A 17,253-nucleotide genomic window follows, 5' to 3' on the forward strand; every position below is an offset into this window, starting at 1 on the left:
TAAAGCAAGCTGCGGGACGGTGTCGAATACGGCGGGGCTGGCATAATCCGCATTTGGGAAAAGCCATGAAACAGGAAGGGCGCTTACCTAAGCGCCCTTCCTGTTTCATATGTTGTCTTTTACAACTGTTTTACCAATTTGTCAGCCAAAATGGATTTGGGCACTGCCCCAATCTGTTTATCCACAATTTGGCCATTTTTGAAGAACAGCAGGGCCGGGATGTTACGGATACCATATTTCACCGAAATGTCGGGATTATGGTCTACATTCACCTTGCCGACCACGGCTTTACCGTCATATTCCTTTGCCAGTTCTTCCACGATGGGGCCAACCATTCGGCAGGGTCCGCACCATTCTGCCCAAAAGTCAACCAATACGGGTTTGTCTGATTGCAGTACCACTTCATCGAAGTTGCTGTCTGTGATTTCTAATGCCATGATGTTAGTTAGTTATGCCTGAGCATCGGCCTTCGGCTTTCAGCTGCCGGCTTATTTATACGTTAATTTTTACTTGTTTTGGCCGTAAGCGCTAAGCCTACTGCCTATCGCTTCACGCCTACTGCTTTCCATGCAAAGATAACTATCAAATTCATTGCCAGTGCATAAACCCCGACAATCTGACATTAATTTAACTTGTAATTGACACCGTTCATTTCGGTGAGGGCCTCAATGAAGTCGTTGCTTGGGCTGATTTTCAGTCCTTTAGAGGGCATTTCAATGCTTATTTCCGATTCAAAGTCGCGCACGGCAAATTTCAGTTGGCAGGTCTTGTTTTCGTGCTGTTCCATATTGGTATGCACCAGGTGCTGGATGCGGCTGACGAAATTGTCATTCAGCTCATGCAACGGTACTTGGATGGTGATGCATTTGGCCAACTTATCACGCAGATCCGACAGCAATTGCATCCCCTTGACCTCAAACCCCCAATTCCCGGGTTGGCGGAAGCGTTCTTGGATGATGCCGCGTATTTGGATGAAGTATCCCTCATGAAGGTAACCTTTCATTTTGACATAGTCTTCACCGAACAGCGCAATCTCATAGGAATCGGCATAATCTTCAAGTACCATCACGCCGAAAGGTTTGCCATTCTTGGTAATGCGGTGGCTGGCCACGGTAACCATGCCGCCGATGGTCAGTTCCCTGTTTTTGATTTTGTTAAATTCTGCACGGGTTTCTTCATCTACTTCCGTTGCTTTCATCCGATCGATCAGTGTAAGCAATCGTACGGGGTGCTGGCAAAAATGGCTGATTTCAAAGCGGTAATTGTCAAGCGGATGGCTGGTCAGGTAAATACCGATGACATCTTTTTCATATTTCAGCTTTTCGATAAGTCCCCATTCTGTGCAGAAGGGGAGAGTCGGCTCGGGAATCTCGATGTTGCTGCTGCCGCCAAAGAGGCTTACTTGCGCAGAGTTCTCGGTTTCCTTGTACTTCGCTCCATATTTCAGTGCTTTTTCCAGTGCCGTGCCGCCGCCGTCGCCGTCCGAATGAAAATATTGGGCACGGTGTGTACCTGCAAAGCAGTCAAAACCACCGGCATAGGCGAGGCTTTCAAAGGCTTTCTTGTTGGCTGCCCGCAGGTCAATGCGTCGTGCCAGGTCAAAAATGGATCTATAAGGGGTGTCTTTGCGGCTTTGCACAATGGTATCCACGGCACCTGCACCCACCCCTTTTACCGCACCCATACCAAAGCGGATAGCTCCTCTATCGTTTACGGTGAATTTGTAATAAGATTCGTTTACGTCCGGGCCTAACACCTGAAGGCCCATACGCTTGCATTCCTCCATGAAGAATGTCACCTGCTTGATGTCGTTCATGTTGTTGGAAAGCACCGCCGCCATATACTCCGCCGGATAATGTGCCTTCAAGTAAGCCGTCTGGTAGGCAACCCAGGCATAACAGGTTGAGTGCGATTTGTTGAAGGCATAGCTGGCGAAGGCTTCCCAGTCTTTCCAGATTTTCTCCAATACCTTGGCGTTATGTCCGTTGGCCGCTGCCTGGTCAACGAATTTGGGCTTCATCTTGTCGAGTACGTCACGTTGCTTTTTACCCATGGCTTTCCGGAGCACGTCAGCCTCGCCCTTGGTGAAGCCCGCCAGCTTCTGGGAGAGCAGCATCACCTGTTCCTGATAGACTGTGATGCCATAGGTTTCCTTCAGATATTCTTCGCAGGCATCGAGATCATATGTAATAGGCTCGTGGCCATGCTTACGTCGGATAAAGCTGGGGATGTACTCCATGGGGCCCGGGCGGTATAGGGCATTCATGGCAATGAGATCGCCAAAGACTGTAGGTTTGAGTTCCTTCATGTACTTCTGCATGCCGGGCGACTCGTACTGGAAGATGCCGATAGTTTCGCCGCGCTGGAAGAGTTCGTATGTCTTGATATCGTCTATCGGAAATTCATCCGGATTAAGCTCAATGCCGTGGCGGTGTTTTACGATGGCGACGGTATCCTTGATGAGCGTGAGCGTTTTGAGCCCCAGGAAGTCCATTTTGAGCAGCCCTGCACTTTCGACGACCGAGTTGTCAAACTGAGTCACATACAGATCGGAGTCTTTCGCTGTGGCCACCGGTACGAAGTTGGTGATATCATCGGGCGTAATGATGACACCGCACGCATGGATACCGGTATTGCGAAGTGAGCCTTCAAGTACCTGCGCCTGTTTGATGGTCTCCGCTTCCAAACCTGTGCCCTGCGCCATGGATACCAGCTGCTGCACATTTTCGAGCTCTTCCGAACGTAGGGCACTTTTGAGCGCTTGCGCATCCATGTTGAATATCTTGTTCAGTTTCAGGTTGGGAATGAGTTTGGCGATTTTATCCGCTTCGAACAAAGGAAGGTCCAAAACCCGCGCCGTATCGCGGATGGACGATTTGGCCGCCATGGTGCCGTAGGTGATAATCTGGGCTACCTGGTTGGCCCCATATTTATTAATGACATATTCCATGACACGACCTCGGCCTTCATCATCGAAGTCGATATCAATATCGGGCATGGATATCCGATCAGGGTTGAGGAACCGTTCGAAAAGCAGGTCGTACGCTATGGGATCAATATTGGTGATGCCAAGGCAATACGCTACGGCTGATCCCGCTGCGGAGCCCCGGCCAGGGCCTACCGATACGCCCATATTGCGAGCGGCGGCAATAAAATCCTGTACGATGAGGAAATAACCCGGATATCCGGTACGTTCGATGGTGGCCAGTTCAAAATCCAGCCGTTCGCGTATTGCGGGCGTGATTTCGGGGTAGCGGCGTTCGGCGCCTTTATAAGTGAGATGCCGCAGATACTTGTTTTCGCCCCGCTTGCCGCCGTCCTGTTTGTCTTCCTCCACCTGAAATTCTTCTGGAATTTCAAATTTGGGCAGGAGCACATCCCGGTAGAGCGAATAAGGTTCGATCTTGTCGACTATTTCCTGGATGTTGAGGATGGCGTCCGGTAAGTCGGCAAAGACCTTTTTCATTTCTTCGCCTGATTTGAAATAATACTCATCGTTGGGCAAGCCAAAGCGGAATCCACGTCCGCGTCCTTTGGGCGTAGCCAATTTCTCGCCATCCTTCACGCAGAGCAGAATGTCATGCGCATGAGCGTCAGCTTTATTAATATAATAGGTGTTGTTGGTCGCGACGACTTTCACGTCATGTTTATTAGCCAATGCAATCAGGCTTTGGTTGACGCGGTCTTCGTCTTCCTGCCCGTGCCGCATCAATTCGATGTAAAAGTCGTCGCCGAAGGTGCCTTTCCACCACAATAGTGCTTCTTCAGCTTGGTTTTCGCCCATATTGAGAAGCTTATTGGGGATTTCGCCATAAAGATTTCCTGAGAGGACGATGACGTCTTCCTTATACTGCTCGATGATGGAGCGATCAATACGGGGTACGTAATAGAATCCTTTTGTGTACGCAATGGACGACATCTTAGCCAGGTTGTGGTAGCCGTTTTTGTTTTTGGCCAGGAAAACTACCTGGTAGCCATTGTCTTTGCGCGATTTGTCGGTATGGTCATCGCAGATGTAAAATTCACAGCCTACGATGGGTTTAATGACGACCTCTGTGGGAGTTTCGCCCTTTTCGATTGCGGCCTTGTTTTTGGCTTCGGCCCCTTTATTGTGATTCAGTACATTGCTTACAAAGTGAAACGCGCCCATCATGTTGCCATGGTCGGTAATGGCCACCGCGGGCATCCGGTGGGTGGCTGCTGCTTTCACGAGGTCACCTACGGATATTGTTGATTGCAGGACGGAGAACTGCGTGTGGTTGTGCAGGTGTACAAAATCCACTTTCGCCATGTCGCGCCGGTTGGCTTCGAGATCCTGCGTAGGTATGGATGCCTGTTGCTGGCGTTGCAGGCGCTTGCGGATTTCATCTGACGCTGCTTTGAGGTTGACATGCGTCAATCCAATGGGTTGAATCGGTTGGGGGTTGCATTCGCGAAAAGTGACGAAATATCCCGTGTCTACCTGCAGTTCCGCAGCGGTGAAAACTTCACGCTTGATGAGTTCGAGGAAGCAGCGCGTGGTCGCCTCGACGTCGGCGGTAGCGTTGTGCGCCTCTGCGAAGGGGATGCCGAAAAGGTATTGGTGAAGCTCGGTGAGGTTGGGCAGTTTGTATTTGCCGCCTCGCCCACCAGGAAGCTGGAGCAACTCAGCCGTTATCTCCGTACAGGTGTCAAGCACCGGCAGCTGCGCCAAAGGCGTTTCCACCCCGTACCGATAGTACTCACACCCCATGATGTTGATGTCAAACCCGATGTTCTGTCCTACGATAAATTTTGCTTTAGCCAGTGCAGCATTGAATTTTCCAAGCACGTCCATCATGGGGACGCCCTGCTCGTCGGCCAGCTCTGTCGAAATGCCGTGTATGCGCTCCGCATCAAAGGGAATATTGAAGCCATCAGGCTTAATCAAGTAGTCCTGATGTTCAATAAGCACTCCTTTGTCATCGTGCAATTGCCATGCGATTTGTATACAGCGAGGCCAGTTGTCTGTATCAGTAATCGGTGCATCCCAGCGTTTTGGGAGGCCAGTAGTTTCGGTGTCAAAAATCAGATACATCGCTTGCCAAAAAAATAAGGTGGAGAAAATGCCCAAACAAACTTACGGAATTAAAAGAGGAAAGCGAACAGAAAAACGGCCCAGTGCTTCACTGCCCGACCAAGACGCTGGAATTAATTGATTTATTTTTTCCACATGTTACTTTACTTAGCTTGATAGCCTGCGGGGGCGCTTGCCTGCATGATTTAACCGGTCTGTGCCCAATGGTGGTCCATGAGTTAGTGGTTTAGCTAAGGTATTTCGCTTTATGGTGCTGAATTATTCAATAAATAACTTGTAATATCGATAAAATTATTGTGTATTTTGAATTTTTGTCAAGAAAAATATGAAATACTTGTAATTTTGTTATATAAATTACTACTTTAGTAGCGAAATTATTATCGATAATCAAAATGTATTCGAAAAAATCTACAATTCCTTTTGTTTTGCTGGTTATAATAGCGGTTTTGGCGCTATTTTTTCCCGGGTTGCCTGTTGACGGCGAGCATGAGTACGACAACGCAGACATTGCCTGGATGTTGACTTCGACGGCTTTGGTGTTGATTATGACGCCGGGGTTAGCATTTTTCTATGGCGGCATGGTCAAGAAAAAGAATGTCATCTCTACGATGTTGCAGAGCTTTATCTGTATGGCTGTTGTGGCTGTTATATGGGTAGTGTTTGGTTTCAGCTTGGTATTCGGCGAATCTATAGGCGGCATTGTCGGCAATCCCGCGACCTATTTTATGTTCAGCGGTGTCATTGGCGGCGAGAACTGGCCTGGCGCGCCAACCATACCGTTTGCCTTGTTTGCCATGTATCAGCTTAAGTTTGCCATCATTACGCCGGCATTGATTACCGGGGCATTTGCAGAACGCATCCGTTTCACGTCTTACGTGTTGTTTCTTTGCTTGTTTTTTATCTTTATTTATGCACCGTTAGCCCATGCCACCTGGCATCCTGATGGATTATTGGCGGGTATGGGGGTGCTTGACTTCGCTGGCGGGACGGTGGTCCACATGTCAGCCGGCGTTACGGCATTGGCATCTGCGCTTTATCTTAAGCGGGGATATGGAAACGGCGGGCATGATCCGGCTCGGATTTCGTATGTGATTCTGGGTACCGGTTTTCTATGGTTTGGTTGGTTCGGTTTCAATGCAGGATCGGCGTTCGGTGCAGGCGAGCTGGCCGCGACGGCCCTGGCAACAACCAGCACGGCATCCGGCGCAGCCGCGTTGGCCTGGATATTTTTTGATGCCGCCCGCGGGAAGAAGCCGACGGCGATGGGTGTCTGCATCGGCGTAGTGGTCGGTTTGGTGGCTATTACCCCCGCCGCCGGTTTCGTTACCGTGCCGCATTCCCTGATTATCGGGATAGTCGCGGCTATTATCAGTAGGCTTGTGGTGGAATGGCGTACGCGTTCGCGCGTTGACGACACCTTGGATGTTTTTCCAAGCCATGGGGTAGGCGGGATGGTCGGCATGATTTTGACCGGCGTGTTCGCTACCCATACCATCAATGAGGCGGTGAGCACGGATGGATTGTTCTTCGGCGAAACGGGTTTGTTCACTGCGCATGTCATCGGATTGATAGGTGCTGTGCTGTTTACCTTAGTCATGGCCTTTGTCATTCTTAAACTTACCGATGTGATTACAAAATTGCGGGTTTCACCCGAAGAAGAAGAGGTGGGGTTGGATATCAGCCAGCACGGTGAAAAATTATAGTTTGATTTTTTGTTGTTCAAAAACCGCCTAACCAATACAGGTAGGCGGTTTTATTATCTCGATGCAGCGCCAGCCTGGCGTCATGGATTGGCGAACGCCACTGCGGGTTTTCAAATGTCACCACAGCTTAAAAAAAACAAGTTGTAACATAATGATTTAAAAATTGTGTATCTTTGCGCACTCAACACACGACATGAGTGACGCTATTAAACATGAGTGCGGTATCGCACTGATTCGCCTGTTAAAACCCCTCTCTTATTATCAGGAAAAATATGGTACGGCTTTATACGGCATAAACAAGCTGTATTTATTAATGGAAAAACAGCACAACCGTGGACAGGACGGCGCCGGTATTGCCACCATCAAGCTTGACGTAAAGCCCGGCAACCGTTACATCAGCCGTTACCGTTCCATGGCACCAAACGCTGTTGCAGATATTTTTGAGTATGTGCAGAAGAAGTTTGCTACCGTGCAACGAGCTTATCCAGATAGGTTTGCCAATGCCCAGTGGCTCAAAGATAATGTGAGTTTCACAGGAGAGGTTCTGATGGGGCATCTCCGATACGGTACACACGGCAAAAACAGCATTGAAAATTGCCACCCTTTCCTGCGCCAAAATAACTGGATGACCCGTAACTTGGTCATCGCGGGAAATTTCAACATGACCAATGTGGATGAACTGCTCGAACAACTGTATGAGTTGGGCCAGCATCCCAAGGAAAAAGCGGATACGGTGACCGTGCTGGAAAAAATCGGCCATTTCCTTGATTCCGAAAATCAGGAACAATTTGACAAATTTAAGCGGCAAGGGTACAGCAACGTTGAAATCAGTGGATTAATCGCTGAGCACTTGGACGTTGCCCGGATACTGCGCAAATCGGCCAAGAACTGGGACGGCGGTTATACCATCGGCGGGATAGTCGGTCATGGCGATGCATTTGTGATGCGTGATCCGGTAGGTATCCGGCCTGCATACTATTACGTGAATGACGAAGTAGTCGTCGTAGCATCCGAACGGCCCGCTATTCAAACCGCCTTCAACGTAAAGTTTGAAGAGATTACGGAAATAAAACCCGGTTATGCGTTGATTGTCAAGAAAGACGGTACGATTACCGAGGAAATGTTCCGGGAACCCGCGGAAAAGAAATCCTGCTCGTTTGAACGTATTTATTTTTCACGGGGAAGCGATGCCGCCATCTATCAGGAGCGCAAGTACTTAGGAAGGCTCCTTTGTCCGCAAATTCTGGATGCCATCAACTACGATATCAAGAATACCGTTTTTTCTTATATTCCCAACACCGCGGAGGTCGCCTTTTATGGGCTTGAGGAAGGTATCAATGCTTACGTACGGAAGCTTCAAAAAGATACACTGCTCAATCGAGCCGACAAAATTTCGGACCATGAATTGAACGAAATGCTGAGCATCGCTCCAAGGTTTGAAAAACTGAATATTAAAGACGCCAAACTCCGCACATTTATTACCCAGGATGCCGATCGGCAGGATATGGTGCAGCACGTGTATGACACGACCTACGGCATTGTTAAAGATCATCAAGATACCATTGTAGCGGTAGATGATTCCATTGTGAGGGGAACTACGTTGAAGCAGAGTATCTTAACGATCCTGGATCGCCTTAACCCCAAGAAAATTATCATCGTTTCCTCGGCGCCGCAGATTCGCTATCCCGATTGTTATGGCATTGACATGTCCCGCTTGGGTGAATTTGTGGCTTTTGAAGCAGCAGTTTCGCTGTTATATAAAAGAGGGATGGGGAATGTGGTGGAGGAGGTGTATCGCAAGTGCCTCGCTTCGCTGGAGTTACCTAAGGAAGAAGTGGAGAACTATGTGAAGGCCATATATGCGCCGTTTACCGACGAAGAAATTTCCAAGGAAATAGCCGGAATCATCCGAGGTACCCACATAAATGCCGAAGTGGAGGTAATTTACCAGAAGCTGGAGAACTTGCATATCGCTTGTCCAGACCACAAGGGCGACTGGTATTTTTCTGGCGACTATCCTACACCGGGTGGAAACCGCGTGGTCAACAGGGCATACATGAATTGGGTAGAAGGGAAAAACGTTCGGGCGTATTTCAGCGCATGACAGCGGCAGGATCATGAGGTAGGAAGGCGCCGATTGCTTAACGTTTCCTTGGATACTGCCTGAAGGCTAGACCCGCGACTAAATCCCGAACAGCGCTTTTACCTTTTTCTCGTCAACGGCCATCTGGTCAATCAGTTCCTGCATCGTTTCGAACCATTGATCATGCCGGACGAAGTGGAGAAATTTTACGCGCAATGTCTTCCCGTATATATCTTCTTTGAAGTCAAACAGGTGTATTTCGATGCTTCGGCTGACACCATCTATGGCTGGCCGCGTGCCGATGTAACCCATCCCTTTAAGTACCCGTTCGGGTACGGTGGGGACATACGGGCCGGTTTTAATTGCTATAGGTTCGATGATGGCCGCTTCCACGGCGTAGATACCGTAAGCCGGAATAAGCTTGTGATTTTCATGCACCTGCAAGTTGGCCGTGGGATAACCGATGTTGCGCCCCAGTTGATTGCCCCGGATAACCTGCCCCGTCAATTGAAAAGGGTACCCCAGATAGCGGTTTGCCGCATCGATATCGCCTTTGATCAGCGCTTCGCGTATTTTGGTTGACGATACTGCCACATCGTTGATGTCCTGCTCGGGGATTTCTTCCACCGTATAGCCATATATTTCGGCGTGGTCTAGCAGATCGTTGAGCGACCCACTGCGGTCTTTGCCGAAATGGTGGTCGTAGCCGATGACGATCTTTTTGGTGCCGATTCTGTCAACCAGTACTTCGCGGATATATTCCTCGGGAGACTGGTTGGAAAAGTCACGCGTGAAAGGGGTGATGATCAGGTGATCGATGCCTGCCTCGGCCAGTAGCTGTACTTTTTCCTCGATGTCGCTGATAAGCCTCAGACTGTCATCTTCGGGATGGAGAATTAAGCGTGGGTGCGGGAAGAAGGTCAATAGCACCGTTTCGCCGCCGTTTTCTTTCGCGCATTCCTTGAGCGTGCTTAGTATTTTTTGATGGCCCACATGTACGCCGTCAAATGTGCCGATGGTGACCACCGCGTTGTTCAGCGGACTGAAGTCCTCAAGATTTTTGTATATCTTCATCTGATACTGCAAGCGTAAATCCCTTTATATGGTTTACCAAATCCGTCATCTGCCAAGCATGCGCTACGTTGAAATCGCCGCTTCTCGTCCGTCGTAGGCGACTGAGGTGTGCCCCATTATTCATTGCTTTGCCGAAATCGTGCGCTAATGACCTGATATACGTGCCCTTGCTGCATACCACCCTGAAGTCAACGTCTGGCAGTTGAATAGCTGTGATTTCAAACTCGTAGATGTGGACGTTGCGTGGCTTCACTTCGACGGCCTCCCCGCGGCGTGCTTTTTCATACACTCGCTCTCCATCCATTTTTATGGCTGAATGAGCCGGCGGGATCTGCTCGATTTCTCCGACGAAGGAGGCGGCTGTCCCGTTAATCTGTTCGTACGTGATACCCGACAGGTCGAACCGTTGGTCTATTGCACGCTCCAAATCGTAGGATGGCGTGGTGGCGCCCAACGTTATTGTACCGGTGTACTCTTTTTTTTGAGACTGAAACTCGTCAATGCGTTTCGTGAATTTGCCCGTGCAGACAACAAGCAGACCGGTAGCCAGCGGATCGAGGGTGCCCGCATGCCCGACTTTTACCTTCAAGGGTTTCATGGCATTGCGGATTTTCCGCACAACGTCAAAGCTAGTCCACCGAAGGGGCTTGTCGATTAGCAGCACTTCGCCTTCCGCAAAGTTAAATGCCGGGCGTGACGGGCAGGGGGATTCCATTAGATAATCTGCAAACTGTGACCACTGATTAACAAGGCAATGATGATGCCACCCACGATGATTCGGTACCAGCCAAATGCTTTGAAGCCGTACTTGGAGACGACGCCAATGAACGATTTGATGGCCACGATGGCCACAATGAAGCCGATAACATTTCCGACTATCAATTGATTGATTTCAGCGCCACTCAGCCCATTTCCGTCTTCGAAGTGATCTTTCAACTTAAGTAAGGTTGCGCCAAACATCATCGGGATGGCCAAAAAGAACGAAAATTCGGCCGCAGCCTTGCGGCTAAGGTGCTGGGTCATGCCGCCGACGATTGTACTTGCCGACCGCGATGTGCCTGGGATAAGCGCCAGGCATTGAAAAAGACCGATTTTCAACGCTTGGCCGTAGCTGATTTCATCAGAATCATCAATACGTGGCTTGTTGAACCATTTGTCTACAAACAATAAAATGACACCGCCGATGACCAAAGAAATGCCGACAATCAGCGGGCTTTCAAGCAGTCCGTCGATGGCGTCGCTGAATAAAAAACCCAATACCGCCGCTGGCACTGCAGCCACCGCGAGCTTGTAGTAGAAGGTGAGCGATCGAAAAAAACGCTTATAATACAATACCAACACCGATAAAATCGTGCCCAGTTGGATGGCGATAGTGAAAAGTTTGACAAAAGCGGTAGGCGATATACCCATCAATGCTGTGACAATGATCATATGCCCGGTCGACGATACCGGCAAAAATTCGGTGAGGCCCTCTACGATGGCCAGCACGACTACTTCAAACCATGTCATTGGCTGTTTCCGGTGTTTTTAGGCTTTATTAAAATAGCTACTACGCCCAAAGCGAAGCCGATGACGACGATCAGCGGGGCTAGGGTGATTTTCGTAAAACTATAGATATCCGATGTGCCCATCATCAAAATAAAGCCCAGTATAACTACTGCGATACTTAGTAAGAAAAACTGATAATTCCGTTTGCCAAATACAAAGGATGCCTTTTGGGGCTGTTGTGATTTCTTATATGACATATGCTGTGATTATCTATACAATTCGTTTGACTTGAGCCGCAGGTATTTACTGACAGCAAAATAGGTGCTCAGCCCTGAAATAAGGATGCCGAGCAGTGCCACGACGACGAATATAACGACAAATTCAAACCAATTGCGCAAAAATACCAATTCGGGGATTTCCCGCTGTCCGAGGTGCAGGGTGAGCAGAAGCAGCAAGATGGCTATGAGCGCACCGAGCAGGCCATGTAGGATACCATAGCCCAGAAACGGCCGTCGGATGAATCCCCTGGTAGCCCCCACCATCTGCATGCTTTTAATTAGAAACCGCTGCGAGTAAATCGCCAGCCGGATGGTATTATTGATAAGTGCAACGGCAACGATTAATAACACCGCGGTGAATGCCAAGATGACGATGCTTATCGTCCGGATATTTTTGTTGACCATGTCAATCAGCGACTCTTGGTAGACCACTTCTTTCACCATGTCGTTGGCCGAAACTTTTTTAATAAAGGTTTCGATACTGTCCGTGTTTGCGTACTCCGCCTTGAGGTAGACGTCAATAGAAGACAGCAGGGGATTATGTCCAAGAAATTCGACAAAGTCTTCGCCCAATTCCTGGGAAAGGTTCTTGGCCGCCAGTTCCTTACTGATGTATTGTGACCGGAGGACATACCGGTCTGATTCCAATTCTTTTTGGAAAGCCAGGACATTTCCCTCCCCAGCGCCCTCGTTCATGATGATGTTGAGGACGATATTCTCCTTCACATAGTTGGACAAGTTTTTCGCATGGACGAGGAGAAGGCCCAAAAGACCAGTCATCAGCAAGACCAAAGCGATGCTGATGACCGTGGATATGTATACGGACTTGGTCTTTTTCGAGGATGTACTTACTTCATATACTTCCATATGCCGTGCTGTTTTCGTTGCGAAAGTAACGAATTGTGCTGATATAAATACAATTGGGTCGGCATAAAATGAATTTATGCCGATTCTCCGCTTGTCGTTGCCATCAGCGATCCTTTATGTAGCAACGTGTGGGCGGCGGCATTTATTGCCAGCCGCCACCCAACGCTTTATACAACGAGAGCTTAGTAATAGCTTTTTCCCGCCGGGTATGTATCAGGTTGATTTCGGCATCGAGCACGTTCCGCTGGGCCGTGATGATGTCCAAGTAGGTCGCCCGTCCGGCCTTGAAGAGCTCATTGGCCGCGTCTACGGCTTTAACCAGGGCGTCGACTTCCTCCATATTGTGTATACGGCGCTGATTGATGTAATCTTGGGCCTTCAGGCTTGTCTGCACCTCCCGCCAAGCGTTTAGCACTACCTTTTCGTAATCCTGAAAGGCTATGCCATAAGATGCCTTAGCCGCTTCGTAGGCAGACCGGATGGCCCGCTGGTTGAATATCGGCGCGGTGAAGCCACCCAGCAAGCCGTAGGCGACTGACGTTGGCGCCATAAGCAATCTATCCATGGCGAACGCTTGGAAGCCGACATAGGGCGACAATACCAAAGACGGCAGAAAAGCTGCCTTTGAAGCTTTGGTATCGGCCTCCGACGCCAATAATTCCAACTGGGCCTGCCGCACATCAGGGCGGAGTGCAATCAATTGCGAAGGAATGCCCGGAGCCAGAGAATCCGTAAACGCGGTGGTCATCCAATGCGTGGTATCCCTGGCTATCTCGCCGTGGAAGCGGCCGAGCAGAAAATTCAGGTGATTTTCGGCAGCGGTGATTTGCTGAAGCACTTCCTGCTCTCTACCCTTGGAGTTTTGAACCACCGCGGTAAACTGCTGAATACCCAGCTCGTCGGCCCTGCCTGCATCTTTTTGTACCTTGATGATAGCCAATGCATCTTCTTGCAGACTGATATTTTTTCGCAAGATCGCCAACTCATTGTCCAGTGCCAGCAAGTCATAGTAAGCCAACGCCACTTCCTCAATCAGTGCTGTCTGTACCAACTTTCTGCCTTCATAGGTAGCAAGAAACCGCTGGTAGGCCGCCCGTTTTTGGTTTTTCAGCTTTCCCCAAAGGTCGATTTCCCAGGATGTACGCAGCCCGATGAAATAATCAGGCAACGGGTCGGGCAGTTTTTCATCCTCATCGAGGTTTTCCGAAAAGTTGGTGTCATAGTTGCCGATACCATCCATGGTGTAAAAGCCATATTTCCGAAGGCCAGCCTCCGCCAGCGCATCGACGGAGGGGAAGAGGCTGGCCTTCCGGAGCCTTAAGTTTGCGCGGGCAATTTCCACTTGGTGGAGAGCCTTTTCCATGTCGGGATTGTTGGCCAGCGCAGTGTCGATAAGGCGGACCAGCTGGTCATCGTTGAAGAACTTGCGCCAGCCGACGTGGGCAGTATTGACCGTATCCGTGTCGCCTTGATAGGTGGTGGGTACAGCGCGATGCTGGTACTCCGCAAGTGGTTTGCTGGCTGAACATCCCGACAGCAGTATCAGCGCACCGATGGCCACTACGCCGGCCGCTCCTATTTTAGTTTTCTTTTTTTTGGAGGATGCGAACAGTACATACAGACCGGGTATCACGATGACCCCAATGAGCGTGCCCACCACCATACCGCCAACAGCCGTGGTACCGATGGAACGGTTGCCCAGTGCACCAGCGCCGGAAGCCATGGCCAACGGGATGAGGCCGGCGACGAACGCAAAAGATGTCATTAATATCGGCCGTAAGCGGGCCACCGAGCCTTCGATCGCTGCCTGTAACTGCGTAGCGCCCTGCTTGTAGCGCAGGATGGCGTATTCCACAATGAGGATGGCATTTTTGCCCAACAATCCGATGAGCATAACAAGTGCTACCTGTGCGTAGATGTTGTTTTCCAAGCCCAGCAGCTTCAGGAAGAGAAACGCTCCGAATACGCCGGCCGGTAAGGATAGGATAACGGGCAATGGCAGCAGGAAGCTCTCATATTGGGCAGCCAGGATAAGATAAACAAACAGCAGGCACAAGGCAAACACGTAGATAGCTTGGTTGCCAGATAGAATTTGCTCGCGTGTCATGCCCGACCATTCAATGCCATAACCTTGAGGCAGCGTAGCCGCAGCTACACGTTCCACGGCTTCGATTACCTGCCCGCTGCTGTATCCCGGTGCGGCATCACCGCTGATCAGTGCAGAAGTGAACATGTTGTACCGCGTTACCTGTTCGGGCCCATATATTCGTTCCATGGTCACAAAAGCCGAATAGGGGACCATTTCGCCGCTATCATTTTTTACATACAACTTAAGCACATCCTCAGGTTTTTCGCGATAGCCCGGCCCGGCTTGGACCATCACCTTATACATCTGGCCAAACCGGATGAAATTCGTCGCATAAAAGCTGCCCATCAAGGTTTGCAACGTGAGCATGGCATTCTCAACGCTGATGCCCTTTTTGGCAGCGATATCATAATCTACCTGAATGAGGTACTGCGGAAAGCGCGGATCAAAGGTCGAAAAGGTATTACCCACTTCCGGCGTTTCGTCGAGGGCTGTCATAAATTCAGCCAGCACATCGGCCGTGCGGTTGAGGTCGTCGGCACCCGTACGATCCAGTAAGCGGAGCTCAAAGCCGCTGGAATTGCCGAAGCCGGGCACCGTAGGCGGTGGAAAGTACTCGATACTGGCATCCATGAGGTGGCCGGTATGCGCTTCCAGCCAGGCCATGACGTCGCTCACCGACGCTTTGCGGTCTTCCCACGCCTTCAAGTTGATCATGCCCATGCCATACGAAGCACCAGACACTTCCGTTACGATACTATACCCCGCAAGGGTAGAAACCGTCTCCACGGCCTCGTGCTTACGCGCAATCGAATCGACCTGGTTGAGCACGGCGATAGTCCTATCGACGGTCGCACCCGGTGGTGTTGTGACATTGACATAAATCATTCCTTGATCTTCGGTGGGGATGAATCCGGATGGCAGGATGCTGTTGACGCCCCAGGTCGCGACAAAGAATGCGGCCAACAACCCCAATGTCAGGGTACGCCTACCGGCGATTTTGCCAATGAGGCCCGCATACCGCGTGGAAACCCGGTTGTACCAGTTGTTGAACCGCCTGAAAAATGCGGCCAGCCATCCTTTCGGCGCGGGTTTATCATGCGGCGACTTCAGAATAAGCGCGCAGAGTGCCGGTGTCAATGTCAGGGCATTGATGCCGGATATGACGATGGAAGCAGCCAGTGTCAGCGAAAACTGCCTGTAAAAGATGCCAACGGGGCCCGAAAGGAATGCGACTGGCACGAATACCGCCGACATGACAAGCGTAATGGCGACCACGGCGCCACCAATCTCTTTCATTGCTGCCAAGGTGGCCTCCATGGGCGGTAGATGTTCTTCCTCCATTTTGACATGCACCGCCTCCACCACCACGATAGCATTGTCTACCACAATGCCGATGGCCAATACCAGCGCAAAGAGTGTTAGCAGGTTGATGGAAAAGCCAAGCAACTGCATGAAAAAAAGGGCGCCAATGAGGCAAACGGGAACCGCTAAAGCGGGTATCAACGTAGAGCGAAAATCCTGCAGGAAGATGAACACCACGAGAAAGACCAACAGGAAAGCTTCGACAAGCGTGCGGATAACCTCGCTGATGGAGGCATCGAGGAAACGCGAAACATCGTAGCTGACCGTGTACTTCATGCCCGGAGGGAATGAACTCGCTTGGAGTTCGGCCATGCGTTGTTTAACGTTCGCTATGACCTCTTGCGCATTCGATCCGGGCAGCTGTTTCATCATGATGGATGCTGAAGGGCGGCCATCCGTCCTGGACTCCATTTCATAGTCCAATGAGCCAAACTCCACATCAGCGATATCCCGGATGCGCAGGATTGAACCGTCCGCATTGGCACGGATGGGGACATCCCGGTATTGGTCAGGCTCAGAGAATTTGCCTGGGTAGCGCAACACGTACTGCTGCATATTTACCCGCTGGTCGGAGCCGATGCCCGTTTGCCCGGGTGCCGCCTCCACGTTTTGTGCACGCAGGGCGGCGATGACCTCTTCGCTGGAGATATCGTATGCCGCCATCCGATCGGGCTTGAGCCAAACCCGCATGGCATAATCGCGTGCACCCATGATCTGAGCAAACCCCACACCCTCGATGCGTTTGAGTTCTTTCAAAATGTTGATGTCGGTAAAGTTGTAGATGAAACGCTCATCTGCCGTTGGGTCGTCACTGAACACATTGAGGTACATCAACATACTGTTCACCTCTTTTTCTGTCGTTACACCAGCTTTAATGACTTCTTCAGGTAGTTCGTCGAGCACGGTGGTCACTCGGTTTTGTACGTTTACAGCCGCAATATCCGGGTCGGTACCCACCTTGAAAAAAACTTGAATAAGCGTAGTGCCATTATTGGTCGACACCGAGGTCATGTAGGTCATTCCGGCAACGCCATTGATGGCCCGCTCAAGTGGTATGGCTACCGCGTCTGTACATACTTCGGCATTCGCCCCCGTGTAGTTAGCCGTAACCACCACCGACGGTGGGACAATATCAGGAAATTGGGTCACCGGCAAAGTGAATAACGCAAGGATCCCTAATAAAGTGATAAGCAATGAAATAACCAGCGACAAAACTGGCCTTTTTATAAATGTTTCAAGCATCTTACTGATTT

10 protein-coding genes are annotated in these 17,253 nt (G+C 50.2%); 2 read left to right on the forward strand and 8 right to left on the reverse strand.

What is annotated here, in order from left to right; all coding sequences use genetic code 11:
• Positions 1 to 119 precede the first annotated feature (119 nt).
• Positions 120 to 437 carry a thioredoxin gene (gene trxA / locus JHJ32_RS13765; RefSeq protein ID WP_079717786.1) on the reverse strand — a complete coding sequence of 106 codons (318 nt, stop codon included), beginning with the start codon at positions 435 to 437 and terminating at the stop codon, positions 120 to 122.
• Between the two features lie 185 nt (positions 438 to 622).
• The gene (gene dnaE, locus JHJ32_RS13770) at positions 623 to 5,056 is read right to left on the reverse strand and encodes a DNA polymerase III subunit alpha (protein WP_200121325.1); all 4,434 of its coding nucleotides are present in this window, start codon (positions 5,054 to 5,056) and stop codon (positions 623 to 625) included.
• Between the two features lie 392 nt (positions 5,057 to 5,448).
• Here dnaE and JHJ32_RS13775 point away from each other — a divergent pair, with 392 nt between their 5' ends.
• Positions 5,449 to 6,759: an ammonium transporter gene (locus JHJ32_RS13775; RefSeq protein WP_079717788.1), complete on the forward strand. Its 1,311-nt coding sequence runs from the start codon at positions 5,449 to 5,451 to the stop codon at positions 6,757 to 6,759.
• Positions 6,760 to 6,952: 193 nt separating this feature from the next.
• Positions 6,953 to 8,863: a class II glutamine amidotransferase gene (locus tag JHJ32_RS13780; protein WP_079717789.1), complete on the forward strand. Its 1,911-nt coding sequence runs from the start codon at positions 6,953 to 6,955 to the stop codon at positions 8,861 to 8,863.
• Positions 8,864 to 8,941: 78 nt separating this feature from the next.
• Here the strand turns inward: JHJ32_RS13780 and JHJ32_RS13785 are convergent, their stop codons facing one another.
• The 6 genes from JHJ32_RS13785 to JHJ32_RS13810 form a co-directional block, all read right to left on the reverse strand.
• Positions 8,942 to 9,916 carry a bifunctional riboflavin kinase/FAD synthetase gene (locus JHJ32_RS13785; protein WP_200121326.1) on the reverse strand — a complete coding sequence of 325 codons (975 nt, stop codon included), beginning with the start codon at positions 9,914 to 9,916 and terminating at the stop codon, positions 8,942 to 8,944.
• Positions 9,894 to 10,631 (reverse strand): tRNA pseudouridine(55) synthase TruB, encoded by a 738-nt coding sequence (gene truB, locus JHJ32_RS13790; protein ID WP_079717793.1) that lies wholly within the window; start codon positions 10,629 to 10,631, stop codon positions 9,894 to 9,896. Before truB ends, JHJ32_RS13785 begins: the two co-directional genes overlap by 23 nt.
• Positions 10,631 to 11,425, reverse strand: coding sequence for an undecaprenyl-diphosphate phosphatase (locus tag JHJ32_RS13795; protein WP_079717794.1), 795 nt, complete (start codon positions 11,423 to 11,425; stop codon positions 10,631 to 10,633). Before JHJ32_RS13795 ends, truB begins: the two co-directional genes overlap by 1 nt.
• The gene (locus JHJ32_RS13800; RefSeq protein ID WP_079717795.1) at positions 11,422 to 11,661 is read right to left on the reverse strand and encodes a DUF3098 domain-containing protein; all 240 of its coding nucleotides are present in this window, start codon (positions 11,659 to 11,661) and stop codon (positions 11,422 to 11,424) included. The genes JHJ32_RS13795 and JHJ32_RS13800 overlap by 4 nt, the downstream gene beginning before the upstream one ends.
• Positions 11,662 to 11,670: 9 nt before the next feature.
• A complete protein-coding gene (locus JHJ32_RS13805; protein WP_079717796.1) occupies positions 11,671 to 12,549 on the reverse strand; it encodes an ABC transporter permease in 879 nt (292 codons plus the stop codon).
• Between the two features lie 142 nt (positions 12,550 to 12,691).
• A complete protein-coding gene (locus JHJ32_RS13810) occupies positions 12,692 to 17,242 on the reverse strand; it encodes an efflux RND transporter permease subunit (RefSeq protein WP_200121327.1) in 4,551 nt (1,516 codons plus the stop codon).
• Between the last annotated feature and the right edge of the window lie 11 nt (positions 17,243 to 17,253).

Origin of the sequence: Parapedobacter sp. ISTM3, from assembly GCF_016533505.1 — a bacterium.
Classification (GTDB): Bacteria; Bacteroidota; Bacteroidia; order Sphingobacteriales; family Sphingobacteriaceae; genus Parapedobacter; species Parapedobacter luteus.